8 protein-coding genes are annotated in these 14,140 nt (G+C 67.1%); 1 reads left to right on the forward strand and 7 read right to left on the reverse strand.

What is annotated here, in order from left to right; all coding sequences use genetic code 11:
• Positions 1–3: 3 nt before the first annotated feature.
• The 4 genes from C0J29_RS05160 to lpqN all read right to left on the reverse strand — a co-directional run bounded on the left by C0J29_RS05160 (position 4) and on the right by lpqN (position 5,196).
• The gene (locus C0J29_RS05160; RefSeq protein ID WP_120794561.1) at positions 4–2,244 is read right to left on the reverse strand and encodes an FUSC family protein; all 2,241 of its coding nucleotides are present in this window, start codon (positions 2,242–2,244) and stop codon (positions 4–6) included.
• Between the two features lie 23 nt (positions 2,245–2,267).
• Positions 2,268–3,818: an alpha/beta fold hydrolase gene (locus C0J29_RS05165; protein WP_242460359.1), complete on the reverse strand. Its 1,551-nt coding sequence runs from the start codon at positions 3,816–3,818 to the stop codon at positions 2,268–2,270.
• A gap of 10 nt (positions 3,819–3,828) precedes the next feature.
• Positions 3,829–4,314, reverse strand: coding sequence for a hypothetical protein (locus tag C0J29_RS05170; protein WP_120791698.1), 486 nt, complete (start codon positions 4,312–4,314; stop codon positions 3,829–3,831).
• A 192-nt stretch (positions 4,315–4,506) separates the two neighbouring features.
• The gene (lpqN, locus tag C0J29_RS05175) at positions 4,507–5,196 is read right to left on the reverse strand and encodes an envelope biogenesis lipoprotein LpqN (protein WP_120791699.1); all 690 of its coding nucleotides are present in this window, start codon (positions 5,194–5,196) and stop codon (positions 4,507–4,509) included.
• A 162-nt stretch (positions 5,197–5,358) separates the two neighbouring features.
• Here lpqN and C0J29_RS05180 point away from each other — a divergent pair, with 162 nt between their 5' ends.
• Entirely contained in the window at positions 5,359–7,980 is a 2,622-nt protein-coding gene (locus C0J29_RS05180; protein ID WP_120791700.1) for a GH92 family glycosyl hydrolase, read from the forward strand.
• An 18-nt stretch (positions 7,981–7,998) separates the two neighbouring features.
• Here C0J29_RS05180 and C0J29_RS05185 read toward each other — a convergent pair whose 3' ends face one another.
• From C0J29_RS05185 to C0J29_RS05195, 3 genes are all read right to left on the reverse strand, one after another.
• Positions 7,999–8,859: a serine/threonine-protein kinase gene (locus tag C0J29_RS05185; RefSeq protein ID WP_120791701.1), complete on the reverse strand. Its 861-nt coding sequence runs from the start codon at positions 8,857–8,859 to the stop codon at positions 7,999–8,001.
• A 9-nt stretch (positions 8,860–8,868) separates the two neighbouring features.
• Positions 8,869–11,469 (reverse strand): VIT domain-containing protein, encoded by a 2,601-nt coding sequence (locus C0J29_RS05190; RefSeq protein WP_120791702.1) that lies wholly within the window; start codon positions 11,467–11,469, stop codon positions 8,869–8,871.
• A 159-nt stretch (positions 11,470–11,628) separates the two neighbouring features.
• Positions 11,629–14,004 carry a lysylphosphatidylglycerol synthase transmembrane domain-containing protein gene (locus tag C0J29_RS05195; protein WP_120791703.1) on the reverse strand — a complete coding sequence of 792 codons (2,376 nt, stop codon included), beginning with the start codon at positions 14,002–14,004 and terminating at the stop codon, positions 11,629–11,631.
• Positions 14,005–14,140 lie beyond the last annotated feature (136 nt).

A 14,140-nucleotide genomic window follows, 5' to 3' on the forward strand; every position in this document is an offset into this window, starting at 1 on the left:
ACATCAGTTGCGTTGTGGTACAGAAACTTTCAAGCCCGCTTCGCTGTCGAGGTGGGTTGCCGAGGCGACGATCGCACGGTCTATCTGACGCAACGGATGAAGCACTGAGGGGTGCCGTTGCGTATCGGGCCCGGACGCCGTCGGGGTGAAGGTGCTGTCGTGCTGCCGGGCCAGCGCCTCGGCGGCGTCCAGGGCATCGGCGGCAGAGACGACGGAGGGGGCGTGCGCGCCGTCGAGGGTAGCCACCAGTGAGTCGATGTTGCGCTGAATCTGGTTGGCGGCAGCCGTCACCGCGGCGGCAAGGTCCTGGGGGCAGTCCGGATTCCGGTACTGCTCGCTGCGCCGGGCCAGGATGCGGGCGTAGCGGTCGCAGGCGCGGAACAGTCTCAGCCGGCGCTGGATGCTGCGCCGTCCGGCGAATCCGGCGACGCCGGCCAACAACGGCTTCGCGGTGGCCCGGACCTGTTGCAGCTTGCGATCGAGCTGGCGTGCCTGCTCGGTCGGGCTTTCCGGTAGGTCGTGGTTGAACATGGTCGCGATGGACGTCGCGATCAGAGCGGACAATTCGGCCAGAAAATCGCGGGTATCCTGGCGCAGCACGGTGCCGATGTTGGTGGGCAGCACCAGAATTGCGACCGCGCAACCCACCACGGCACCGATTGCGGTCTCCTCGATCCGCACCAGCAGCACGTCGAAACTGAATTGTCCGAGCAGCCCGTACAGCAGGGCGAGCATCGTGGTGATCCAGAAGGCCATCAGGCTCTGCGTCAGCTGCATGAAATAGAAGGCACAGAAGAGACAGACGAAGATCATCACCAGCGAAGCGGTGCGGTCGCCGGCGACGAGCGTCGCGACCAGGATGCCGCACGGCACGCCCAGAACGGTGCCCAGCAGCCGCTGCCAGCCCTTGGTGAGAATGTCGCCCCAGGTGTTGGTTCCGGCGAACACCACGAACGCGGCGATCACCGCCCAGTACCAGCGGGCCGGCGACACCAGGTCCCCGAACACGATCGCCAGCGACGCCGCGACGGAGGCCTGGATGGCTTGCCGGGTGGTCGGGAGCAGCCCGTGCGCGGCTTCGTTGGATTCCGGGTCGGAGTCCGGGTCTGAGCCGGAGTCCGGTGCACTGTCGGCACCGGCGACCGCCTCGTCAGGGTCCCGCGTCGTCGCGCCGTCGGTCACGGCGTGCTCGATCTGTTCCCGCACCTCCGATGTCGCTGTCGCCGCGGAGATGATCGCCAGGGCAAGGCGGCGCACCGCGGCATGGTGGGGCTCGCAGGGCGGCTCGGGCTGCCGGTCCAGGATGTCCTGCGCCTGATTCGCCGCGCGGGTCAGCCCTGCCGAATTGGGAAGGCCGATGGCCCAGGCGAGTTCGGTGAGCGCGGCGGCGAGATCGCCGCGCGTTGCCGGCGGGATCTCCAACTCCTCCGATGCCGCGCGAATCCCGGCAATCGCCACCCATTCCACAGCGAGTTCGGCGTCATAGAGCCACGGCGCCAACTGATCACCGCCCTGCCCGAGCCACAGTGCCGCGGGGTTGGCTTTGTCTTCGATCTGGTCCTGCACCATCAGCGCCGTCTCGTTGAGTCGGGCGATGCGCACGCGCAGGCGCCGGTGGCGCCGTTCCTCGAGGCGTCCGTTTCGCACCACATCGGCGGTGGTGTCGACGACGATCGCCATCCGCGCGCGTAACGACCGAATGGTGGCCTGCAGCACGCGTTCCGGGCGATCGGGCAGCAGGTAGGTGGTCATCAGGAAGGTACACAAGGTGCCCACCAACACGGCGAGGATCATCCACGGCAGCTCGTGCACGCCGGCTCGCAGGAAGAGGTTGAAGAAGTAGGCCATGAACGCGACCATGCCGAGCGCCCGGCCGCGGGCACCGAATCGCCGGACATAGACCGCGACGAAGACGACGACGACGAACACGATGTCGCTGGCCAATTGGTACGGCGTGAGCAGCGCGGCGGCGGCGATGGACAACGCCGCCGGCAAAGGCAACAACGCCATCGTGATCCGTTGTTGGCGTGGGTCGGGCTCGTTGACCGATCGGGCCGCGATCATCGTGATCACGGCACCCAGCAGGGCGACGGTCAGCGGCTGGTGGGCGGCACTGGTCAGGACATACATCACCAGCAGGGAGCAGGCCAACGCAATCGTCGTGCGGGTAGCCAGCCGCAGCCGTAACAGGCCCGGGTCGGAGCCGATGGTCCAGGTGCGCGCGCGCTGGTAGCGCCCGGTCATCGACGTCGGGAGATTGGCGGTCTTCATCCCGACGGCAGGCTGAATGTCGGGATGGCGACGTGTCCGATGCAGGACTGATCGACATCGGTTCGCGGATTGTCGAGGAAAGTGGTCATGATCTGCTGGGCGCACGCCGATGCCGGAATCACGCCGTGGCCGACCCCTGGGAAACGCAAGGCGACCGAGTTGGGCAGCCCCGTCGTCACCTCTCTCACCCATTGCGGCGCGGTGCTGGAGTCGAATGAACCCGACAGGATCAGGGTCGGAACCTTGCTCAACGCAGGAAGTGTGTCAGCCGTGTCCGACCGGCCCAAACCCCATGCCTGGCACTCGCGGAATATCCAACTGCCGGTGGGCGTGATCCGCAGCACCGAGTCAGGCAAACCGGGCATCGCCTGTCGCGCCTGGGACAACGCCTGATCCGGGTCGGTCCAGGCGGCCATCTCCTGGCAGTACGTGCCCAGCGCAAGCCCGGCACCCAACAGGCCGCGCTCGGATTTCGATGGGGCGGCCGCGGCGATCCCGGCGGCGGCCAGGGCGCCATCCCCGCGAGACAGTTGATAGATCATCCGCGGGATGTCGACGACTTTCGCCGGATCGGCGCTCCAATCGAGCACCAAGGGAACCACTTTGAACCCGTCGATGGTGACGTGCGTGGGCTCACCCCCCGGGGCCGGCGTCGTCACTTCGATTGGGTTGCGGCTCAACGTGTTCACGGTGTCGACGAACACCGTCGGCAGGTTCGGGTAGGCGGCGGCGCAGGCCGGCTGGTTGGCACACGCCACGAAGATCGCGGCCAGACCGCTGGCGGGGGCGTCCCACCAGTGATCGACGATGTTCACGTGCGGCGCCACCACCGAATCCAGGACCATTGACCGGATGCCCTTGGGGTGGTTGCGCAGTAGTTGCTGAGCCAGGTCGGTGCCGTACGAGACGCCGTAGACGTTCCACTCGTTGATGCGCAGTTGCTCGCGAAGGTCGGCCATATCTGCGGCGTTCTCCCGGGTGTCGTAGGCCGCGAAATCGGCACCCGAGGACGACAGCCGGTTGCGGCAGGCGGCGACGGCAGCGGCGTCGAGATCCGCGGTCGCGGGCGCCTGAAACGCCAATTGCACTGCGCGGGTTTCGAAGTCGTCCATCTCCGGACAGCTCAGGTGTGGGTCGCTGTGCACCGTGCCGCGCTGGTTGACGAAGATGACGTCGCGGTCGGCGTTCATCCCGGCAGCTACCACGGCCGGTGCGTTCAGTGTCCCGGCGCCGCCGGGGCCGCCGGCCAGGAACACGATGGGGTCCGGCTTGGGTGCGTTGTTAACCGCCTTCACCCGTGCGACGAGAATCCGGATCGTCCGGCTCTTGGGGTCGTCACGGTTCTCCGGCACGCTGAGGTACCCGCAGCTGTAGTTCGAGCCCAGATCGGCCTGCGGCACTCCGGGGAAGTTGGGTTGCGGGCACGGCGCGCCCGCATACGAGACTCGGCCGGTCGGACCGTGGGAACAGGCGACGGCGCCCGCGACCAGGACCAGCGACACCAGGTAGGCCAGCGCCCGGCACCCGGCGAATAGTGGCAAGGGCAAAGGGGGACGCTCAGCCGGCCGGGGTGAATTTGATGGCGGCCAACTTGAGCCGTTGAATCGCCTCGGCGAACTCCTCCGCGGTCGGAATCCGGTTGTCGCGGAACTTCAGCCCCATCTGCCGCTGCGCACGCTTGACGCCATAGGACTGCGCGGACTGCAGGTACAGGTCACGGGTGACGGTGCGGTCCTCGATGAGTTCGCCGCGCATCGCGGTGGTCTTGCCGTTGTAGACCACCTGGGCGGGGCCACCGCCGCGGAAGTTGAACTTCCAGGCGGCGCTGGCCAGGGCGTAGAGGTCACTGTCAATGACGTGCGCGCTCACCGGGAGCTTGAACTGCTTGCCCGACTTGCGACCGGAGAAATTCAGCACCATGAACTGCTTGCGCAGCGACCCGCCGAGCGGGGTCCCCAACAGAAAGCCCAGCGCCGGGTTGACGGCTTTGAGCAACGCTGAGGGTGGGTGGCCGACGTCAACCGCATACGACTGTTCTGTCATGCGTTTCACCGTAGACAATCGCGCGGTGCTGCGGGAGACGCCTTGACGTCGCCGAGCGTGAAGACAGGGTGGGGATCGGGCCCGAATCTCGCCCACTGTTCACGCTCGGTGGGGCGACCCGGCGGCAGGGCCCCGCACAGCAAAGCGCCGCGGAGTGAATCGGCTCCGCGGCGCTCTGCGTTCTTGACTGACTCAGGGGGTGATCGTGGTCTGGTCGTCGATGACGGAGGTGGCGTCCATCAGCGGGCCGGCTTCGGCGTCGAGCGCGTCGGCGTCGAGCTGGAGCACGAACAGACCGTTCGGGCCGGTGATCACCACGGTCTTCTGCGCAACCGTGCGCTTCTTGCCGTTCTTGGTGTAGGAGCCGCCGAACTGCCACGCCGGGAAGCCGCCGAGGGTGGATTCCTTACCGTTCGGGCTGCCACCCTCGAATTCGGGCAGGTTCTTCAATTCACCGGGCGCATATTCGATGATCTTCTTCGGGTCGGCGTTGCCTTCGAGCTTGGAGACGATCGCCACGATCGTGGGTGCATCGTTGGGGTCGGCCGGCGCGTCGAAGACGATGCCGCCGTAAGGCGCGCCCTGTCCCTCGGGAACGGAGTGCCATCCGTTGGGTACCGGCAGGTTGATGGTCGGGGAGCCGGGGTCGCCGTGGTGTACCGGCACCTCTTTGAGGTTGGCTTCCCGGATGTAGTCGGCAATGGTCTTATTGGCCTGCGCGCCCGGCGTTGCGCTGGTCGTCGTCGTGGAGGTCGACGTCGACGTCGAGGTGGACGTGCTCGTCGAAGTCGATGTCTTGACTTCGGTCTTGGTTTCGGAGTGGCAGCCAACCAGCGTCAGGCTCAGTGCCACCGTTGCGACTACTGCCGTCAGGTCCTTCATCTATTGCATCTCCAGAAGTTGTGGCACCGGTATCTGTGTCGGTGACGTCGCAGAAGACACTAGCCGAATTGCGCAATTCGGCGTCAGTGTGCGTCAGATACGTTCGGTGCGCCGTTTGCCGAAAAGGCCCCTGGAATAGCCGGCGTGCAGTAAGAGACATCTATGCGGTCCCGAAGGACGCTGAGGATTACCGTTGCCATTGTCGCGGCGCTGGCTCTCTTCGTGCCCTTTTTCCTGCTGTCTCCCACTGCCTACGACGGCGAACCCGCGGCGGTGACGAACCCGGCGGAACATGTCGACACCCTCGTGGGCACCGGTACCGGCGGCGACATCGTCGGGGAGATCAACAATTTCCCGGGCGCCACCGTGCCGTTCGGCATGGTGCAGTACTCGCCGGACACCGTCGGCAATTACGCCGGTTATGACCACGCCAACGAGCGTGCCAGCGGGTTCAGCATGACCCACGCCTCGGTCGGCTGCCCTGCCTTCGGCGACATCTCGATGCTGCCGACCACTAGTCCCGTCGACTCGCGACCGTGGCGGGCCTGGGACCGAATCGCCCACGACAACACCGAGTCCGGCGTCCCGGGCTACTACACGGTGCAGTTTCCCGATACCGGTGTCAAAGCCGAACTCACGGCGACCACCCGAACCGGGGTGGGCCGGTTCAGCTACCCACGCGACAATCAGCCGGCGCTGCTGCACGTGCGCTCGGGTGCGTCACTGGCGGGCAACTCACGCGCGGCCATTCAGCTCGGCGAAGACAACACCACGATCACCGGATGGGCGACCAGCGGCTCGTTCTGCGACAAGCAGAACACCTACACGGTGTATTTCGCGATGGAGTTCAACCAGCCCTTCATCTCCTACGGGACCTGGGACGGCTATTCGGTGTATGACGGCGCCCGGCAGGCGAATTCGCCGTACAGCGGTGGTTACGTGCTGTTCCCGGCGGGCGCGGTGCTCGAGGTGCGAACCGCCATCTCCTACGTGAGCATCGACGGCGCCCGCGCGAATCTGGCCGCCGAGCGCGGAACGTTCGACGGTGTTCGCGCCGCCGCGGCGAGTGCGTGGAACGATGCGCTGTCGCGGATCGCCGTGTCGAGCCGCAGCCCCGGCGACGTCACGACGTTCTACACCTGCCTGTACCGGTCGTTGCTGCATCCCAACACCTTCAACGACACAGACGGCCGCTTCATCGGTTTCGACAACGCGATTCACACAGTGGCACAGGGGCGTACGCAGTATGCCAACTTCTCCGACTGGGACACCTACCGCAGCCTGGCCGCGCTGCAAGGGCTGTTGTTCCCCAAGCAGGCCAGCGACATGGCCCAATCCCTGGTCACCGACGCCGAGCAGAGCGGCTCACTGCCCCGTTGGGCGCTGGCGAATGCCGCGACGAGCCAGATGACCGGCGACAGCGTGGTCCCGCTGATCGTGAACCTATATACGTTCGGGGCCAAAGACTTTGACACCGCGTCGGCTCTGCGCTTCATGGTCAGCGGAGCGACCCGGGGCGGTGCCGGTGTCGACGGCTACGTCGAACGGCCGGGGATCGGTGCCTATCTGCAGCTGGGTTATGTCCCACAGCTCACCGAATTCGGGCCGGGCGCCTCGATCACGCTGGAGTGGTCCATCGATGATTTCGCCATCTCCCGGTTCGCGGCCGCGTTGGGGGAGAACGGGATTGCCGCTGAGTTTCAGAGCCGGGCGCAGTACTGGCAGAACCTGTTCAATCCCACGACCGGTTATATCTCACCGCGCAGCCCGAGCGGTCTGTTCCGCGACGGCCCGGGGTTCCGGGAGTCGAGGTCGGCCTTCGGTCAGCCGGGTTACGACGAAGGCAACGCCGAGCAGTACCTCTGGCTGGTGCCACAGAACGTTGGCGGCCTGGTCACCGCGCTCGGGGGGCGCAAGGCGGCAGCGGAGCGCCTAGACCGATTCACCAAGCGTCTCAACGAGGGACCCAACGACCCGTATCTGTGGGCCGGCAATGAGCCGGGCTTCGGGGTTCCGTGGCTGTACAACTACATCGGCCGGCCGTGGCAGACGCAACGCACCGTCGACCGGGTCCGCGGGCTGTTCAGCCCGACTCCTGATGGCGCCCCGGGCAATGACGACCTCGGCGCGATGTCCAGCTGGTACGTCTGGGCCGCTCTCGGGATGTACCCGGTCACCCCGGGTACTGCGCTGCTCGCCATCAACACACCGCTGTTCGATCGCGCGGTCATCGCTTTGCCGACAGGACAATTCATTCGGATCACCGCGCCGGGCGCCTCGGGTCTCAACCGCCTGAAGTACATCAGAGGTCTGCGCGTCAACGGCGAACCGAGTGACCGGACGTATCTGCCCGAGTCGTTTATCCGCACCGGCGGCGAGATTGCGTTCTCGCTCGGGGCGCGGCCCGACAGCTGGGGCACCGCCGCATCCTCGGCGCCTCCGTCGTTCGGCGCGGGTGGTTCGGCGGTGACGGTCAACGTCGAGCGTCCGCTCGTGACGATCGCGCCCGGGACGACCGGCTCGATACGGCTGGACGCGCAACGGATGATCGACGGGCCCCGCGATTACACGGTCACCGGTACGTCGTATGCGCCGGGAATCACGGTCGCACCGGCCTCCGGCCCTTTCGGGGACGATGGCGCCGCGCAAGTGGACGTCGCAATCACGGTGGCGCAGTCGGTACCCGTGGGTTACTACCAGGTGTATCTGACCACGACCGTCGCAGGGAGCAGCAGATATCTGACCGTCATGGTCGACGTCGCGGGGGCGGATTCGGTCGAATAGAGTTGGTGCACCGTCGAATCAGAGTCGGCGCACCCACCATCGGTCGCGGTCGACGTGGCCGGGTGACGACGGTCGGGGATGGTGCGTGGCGGCCCCGAGCACCTGCGTCGGACGCGGTCGACGGCCCGGTTCCTTGTCCAGGCAGGCGGCGACGATCGGAGCCAGCGTGTGCGGTACCCCGTCCAGATCGGGGTTGGCCGTCCTGATGTTCTCGAGCATGGCGAAATAGTGTCCGCCGTAGAACGGAGCGTGCCCGGCGGACGCGAAGACCATGACCGAGCCCAGAGCGAACACGTCGGAGGCCCAGCTGAGATTGACCTCGCCGCGTGTCTGTTCCGGCGACATGTACTCGGGGGTGCCGATTACGGTGCCGTAGTCGGTGATTCGGAGGTTGTCGACCGCGTGGGCGATGCCGAAGTCGATCACCCGCGGACCGTCCGGCGCAAGGATGATGTTGGACGGCTTGAGGTCGCGGTGCACGAGGCGGGCGTGATGGATGGCGATCAGCGCTTCGCACAGGCCGAGCAGCACGGTGGTAGCGGCTTCGGTGGAGAGCGCGCCGTGTTGTCTCACCGCCTCGTGCAGCGTTGGCCCCTCGACGTAGGCGGTTGCCAGCCAAGGGGTTTCGGCTCGGGGATCAGCATCGATGATCGGGGCGTTGAAGAAACCGCCGACCGCTCGCGCGGCATCGACCTCACGCGCGAAGCGTTCCCGGAATTGGCTGTCCTCGGCGAGTCCTGGATTGACCAACTTGATGGCGGCGAGCCTGCCGCTGGGCAGCCTGCCGAGGAACACCGTGCCCATGCCACCGCGGCCCAGCCGGCCGAGCAGCGTGAAGGGCCCGATCTGGCGGGGATCGTGTACTGACAAGGAGTCCACTGCGCGTACCTACCTGATGGCGACGGTGACGTAGCTGCGGCCCGATGGATCTTGCACTGCGACAGAACCGATTTCGTTGATCCGCAGGCTGGTTGCCGCGGTTCGGTTGGTGTCGCTGCCGTCGGTGATCCATTCGGCGATCTGGTGTGGGGTGCCGTCCTTGCCGACGACCACCAATCGCACGGTTCGGCCGGCCGGGATGCCCGCCACGTGTGCACCGATCAGGCAGCCTGATCCCTGCGGGCTGATTGTGACGTCGAGTCGCGCACCACTACCCGGGTCGACACCGCTTGCCGTCGTCGTCGGCGGCGGGGTCGGGGTGGCGGTGACGGAATGATTCGGCGCCGGCGCTGTCGACGTCGTCGTCTGGGTCGCTACGACGCCGACCACCGAGACGCCGGCCGCGATGACGGCAGCGCCCACGCCCGCGCCGATGTACCGCCCAGCGCGGGATCCGGACCGTGGTGCGGCCGGCGGTGGCGGGGGTGCCGACATCGGGGGTGCCGCCATCGGGGGTGCCGCCATCGGCGGTGGCGCCATCGGGGGTGCCGCCATCGGCGGTGCGGCCATCGGGGGTGGGGATGCCGGCATGGGTGGCGGTGCCGAGGTGCCCGGGGCGGTGGGGGGTGCGGCGCGTGAGGCAACGTGCGGCCTGGGCACCGCCGGGCCGCTCGCCGGGTCGCGAGTGGAAGCCACGATGCGGGCGTACTCGATCGCGTAAGGCGACAGGTCCGGTCCGGCGTCGGCCCAGTCGGCGGGTAGCTCGACGGACTGGATCACCTCCCGCGGAGCATTCGCCGCGCGGGCAGGCGCATTGCTGACGGCAACGAAGGCGGTGAATCGTGTCAGCACACCGAACCGCAAAGACGTCGAGACGATGAGTTGTTCGAGGCCCGCGGCGTCCTCGATCCGGCACCTCAAGTAACGGTGCTGCAGGTCGGCGAGGAATGCCCGTGCCCACCCCTGCGTGACCGCGCCCCCCTCGACCGGCGCCGCAGCCACCCGCGACGCCCAGGGCTGCCCTTCGATCCCAGTTCCCGAGACCGCGACACTGCCCGCCGCGGAGCCACGGAACCGTCCGGTGATCACCGTCGCGATACCCGGGTAGACGTCGGGCGGGCGGCTCGGCGAAACGGTGTTGGTGAGTAACTGCAGTCCCTCGCCCGCAAGGCTGAGATTGGTCAGGAAGGCCGGCCCCAACAATCGGGGCAAGGTCGGCAGCACGGTATCGAGCGAGTCTTCGGTTTCGGCGATCAACATTTCACCGCGGCCGGCGCCGGCGAGCCGGCGCAGCAGACCGGTGTTAACCGCGCCGCCGATCCCGATCGTGTGTACCCGCACCACACCGTTCTTCAGCGTGAACGACGAGGTGATCTGGTCCTCGTTGCCGACCTGTCCACCGGTGATCACGACCAGAAACGACGGACGTCCCGGATCGTCGAGCAGGCCGGAAGCGGTATGCAGCGCGGGCAGCAGGTCGGGGTTCCCGAGCGCCTTGCCGGCGATGACATGCTCGATCGCACGGAATCGATTGCGCTCGGTAGCCGGCACCAGCCCGGCCCATCCCGGATTGCTGACAGCGTCGGCGAACACCAGCACGCTGAATCGGTCGGACGGCCCCAAGCAGTTGACCAGGTGGGCCGCAGCGCGGCGGGCGGCGCTGCGGCGCCAGCCGGACATCACCGCCGACGCGTCGACGACGACGACGACATCGCGTGCACCGCTTGGCATTTGGTCGACAGCGGGGGGTAGGACGGTGAGCGCGAACGTGCCCTCGGACCCGCCGCCGTCGGCGCTGGTCAGCAACGACAACGACGGCAGCGTATGGGCGGCGGCGCGGATCCGCAGCACCAGGTCGCGGTCCAGAGGCTGGCCGGGAAGGACTTCGATCCGCATCATCCGGTCCGCTTCGGTAGTGAGGATCCGGGTTCGCAGCGTGCACCCGACTTCATCGACGCGGTAAGCGCCGGGCGCGATGCTGACCAGAACCGAGAGCCGCGCACTGCTTCCCGGCTGGATGGGCGGAGATACCCGGGACGCATCGGGCACCAGGTGGGTGTCGGCGCTGGTGCCGGCGCCGACCTGACCGCCGGCCAATGGAGCGCCGGGAATGTAACGGGGAGCGGCGACCAAGGGGAAGCGGAAGAAGAACTCACCGTCGCAGTAGGACAACCGCATGCTCAGCAACAGTCGGACAGTGACTCGCTCCCCGGGCGCCAGCGTGCCCACCCGGATGGTGACGAGGTCCTCACGTTCCTGCTCGAGGATTACGGCTTTGTCCCGGTGCAGCCGACTGGCCGCATACCGGTCACGGGCCTCGGCGCGCTCCATCAACCAGCCGTCGATAACCGTTGTCCCGGTTCGGATCTGCAGCGAGCTCACGGCCGCCAGTTCGGGCAACGGAAAAACGTAGGTGGCTTCGAGCGGGCCGGGGGCGCTGTTGTAGAAGGTGGCACGGAGTTCGACCAGGCACGCCAACCCCGCGATATCGGCCCGCAACCAGATCTCCTCGAGGGGAAGAGCGCCGCCGGCGACGGCGACGTAGCCGAAGCCGGGATCGACAGACGGTTGCGATACGACGACGTCGTCGAAGACGGGTGCTCGCATCATGTCAGCCCTCTCGCCGGGGAGCGCAGATCGCGGCTGCTGGAGTCAGTGTGGCATAACGCATGGTGGGCCGTCCGGTAATCAGGTCCTTGTGGTATTTCCACAGGTCAGGGCCAGATTCGCAAACGGGCCTGCACGGCCTCTCAAAGGATTCTTGGACCCTCAGACCATCTCGTTCTTGGTGAGCCACCGCATCACCGGCCAGCCCACGAACACCGGCAGCCAGCAGGTCAGCACCCGGTACAGCAGCACCGAGGGCACGCCGATGGCGGCCGGCACTCCGAAGGCGGCAAGCCCACCGATCAGTGCGGCTTCCACCGCGCCGACTCCGCCCGGGGTCGGCGCCGCGGACGCCAGTGTTCCGCCGACCATTGTCACGACCGTGACGGTGACGAACGTGGTCCCGCCGCCGAAGGCTTCGACACTGGCCCACAACGCCAACGCCGCGCCCAAAGTTGTTCCGGCAGCGCCCAATACGATCAGCCCGAGACGCTTGGGCTCCCGGGCCAGCTCGGTGAGGTCGCGGGTCACCTCGCCGATCTTGGGGCGCAGTTCGGTTGCCAGCCAACGCCTCAGGTTCGGCACCAACAGGAAGGTGCCGATGATGCCCAGCGCCACACCGGCGATCAGATACAGCACGGTGGCGTTGGGGACGAAGTGGGAAAGGTCGGTCGATGTCCCGGCTACGGCGCTGAACAGTATCAGCAACGCCAGGTGCACGATCACCTGAACCGACTGCTGCAGCGCCACCGCCGCGGTGGCACGCAAGGCGGTCAGGCCACCCTTCTGCAGGAACCGGGTGCTCAGCGCCAGGCCGCCGACGCCGGCCGGTGTCGTTGTCGCCGCAAAAGTGTTGGCCACCTGCATGATTGACAGCTTCCAGAAGCTCACCGCACCGTCGGCGCAGGCCCACAGCGCCCCGGCCGCACCGACGTAAGTCAGTGCCGATACCGCCAGGCCCAGCAGCGCCCACCACCAGTTCGCCGTCCGGAGTTCGTGGAAGAACGTCGGCACGGTGCTGATGAAGGGGTAGGCGACATAGACCAGAGCGCCGATCAGCACCAGTTGGATGAACTGGCTGCGGCTGAACCGGGTGATGGTCTCGGTTTCGATTTCGTCGGCACCGGTCTGGCGCTTCACCTCCGCCCGCGCGCCGGCCATCACCGCCTTCGGGTTGGCCACCGATTGCCGGATACGTTTGGGCACAGCAGCTTTGGTGAGCCGGCGGGAGGCCGTCAGGATGCTGTCCTTGCCGAAGGCCGCGATCGCCGCGGTGACCGCGGACTCCGCGTCGTAGAGTGCCGACGTCGTCACCAGGAGTTGGGCGATGTCGGATTGGAGTTGCGCGTCGGTGGCGCCGTATTCGGCGGCGCCGAACCCGCCGAAGAGCACCTTGCCGTCGGCGACCGTGATCTCGTTGCAGCGCAGGTCGCCGTGCGAGATCTGGTGGTCGTACAGGACGTGTAGCGATTCCCAGACGCTGGCGACGGGTGTGTCGGCGGCGCATTCGTCGAGCGGAAGGCCCTGCACGGGTTGGTGCGCATACATCGTCCAGCCGCGGTCCAGAGCGGCCAGCGCGATGGTGGAGGTATTCGCGACGCCGGTGTCCGCGACGGCGATGGCCATCAGCGCGCGATGCTCGACGGCGCGGCGCAGGGAGGTTTGCAGGGGTGCGGTCTCGGACCCGCGCAGCCGCAGTTTCCACCACACTTGGCGCAGCGCGCCCCCGCTGCGCTGATGCGGGCCGTACAACTCGACTGCCGCGCGGGCGGACGGTTCGGTCGACTCGGCCGACAACACCAGCGGCCCCGGTCCGCCCGGGCGGACCACCACGAGACGTGATACCAGGAATCCGCGTCTGGCCATCGCGCGGACCGCGCCGTCCAGCGGCACTTCCAACGCGGGGGTACCGACCACCAGCACCACGAAAGCCCCGACGAACCAGCCCACCGAGAGTCCCACCACCGCGCGGGCCGGCACGATCGCGCTCACCACCAGGTGGATGGGCACGAAAGCCAGGAGCAGCGCCCACCACCAGTGCCGCCACCGGGCCGGGAGCCACGGTCCGGACACGGTGAGCACCGCCGCGAGCATCGCGATCCAGCGCGGGTCGTCGAGGAATTGGGCCGGCACGGTGGTGAGTTTGTCGTTCAGGTCGAAGTGCCACCGTGGCGCGGCGATGCGGTTGCTGCTGATCGACAACGGGAGCACGGCCATCAGAGCGGCCGCCCCGTATGCGCCCAGGAGCTTCCACTGCCGGGACAGGATCAAGCCGATCAGGATCACGAACGGCAGCGCCAGGATCGCGATGCCGTACACCAGGTACACCAGATCGGACTGAGTCGGCGTGAGGACCCCGACTATCTCGGAGATCGACTTCTCCAGTGCCACCCAGCGAGGGCGGGTGATCAGGGAGCTGGTCACCACCGCCACGAGGGCGACGGCGGCCAGGGCGAGCCGGATGATGTCGTTGGTGCGGCGGGTCAGCGGTTGCAGCAAGCTGCCGGACACGGTGATGTCGCGGCCGTCCACTCGCATGTGCAGGGGTCCTTTGAGGTCCTTGTAATCCGTCTTCCGGGTTGCCGCTGTCGTCTGTTCTACGACAACTTAACGTGCCAATTGGTTCACATCCCGCTCACGTAGTGTCGGCACTGTCGTGTGTTGGGGAGTAGGA

Source organism: Mycobacterium paragordonae, from assembly GCF_003614435.1.
Lineage (GTDB): Bacteria > Actinomycetota > Actinomycetes > Mycobacteriales > Mycobacteriaceae > Mycobacterium > Mycobacterium paragordonae.

Bases quoted from the DNA above. Each gene is read 5' to 3' on its own strand.
- C0J29_RS05160 (WP_120794561.1), bottom strand. From the start codon at position 2,244: ATGACCGGGCGCTACCAGCGCGCGCGCACCTGGACCATCGGCTCCGAC.
- C0J29_RS05170 (WP_120791698.1), bottom strand. From the start codon at position 4,314: ATGACAGAACAGTCGTATGCGGTTGACGTCGGCCACCCACCCTCAGCG.
- lpqN (WP_120791699.1), bottom strand. From the start codon at position 5,196: ATGAAGGACCTGACGGCAGTAGTCGCAACGGTGGCACTGAGCCTGACG.
- C0J29_RS05180 (WP_120791700.1), top strand. From the start codon at position 5,359: ATGCGGTCCCGAAGGACGCTGAGGATTACCGTTGCCATTGTCGCGGCG.
- C0J29_RS05190 (WP_120791702.1), bottom strand. From the start codon at position 11,469: ATGATGCGAGCACCCGTCTTCGACGACGTCGTCGTATCGCAACCGTCT.
- C0J29_RS05195 (WP_120791703.1), bottom strand. From the start codon at position 14,004: ATGCGAGTGGACGGCCGCGACATCACCGTGTCCGGCAGCTTGCTGCAA.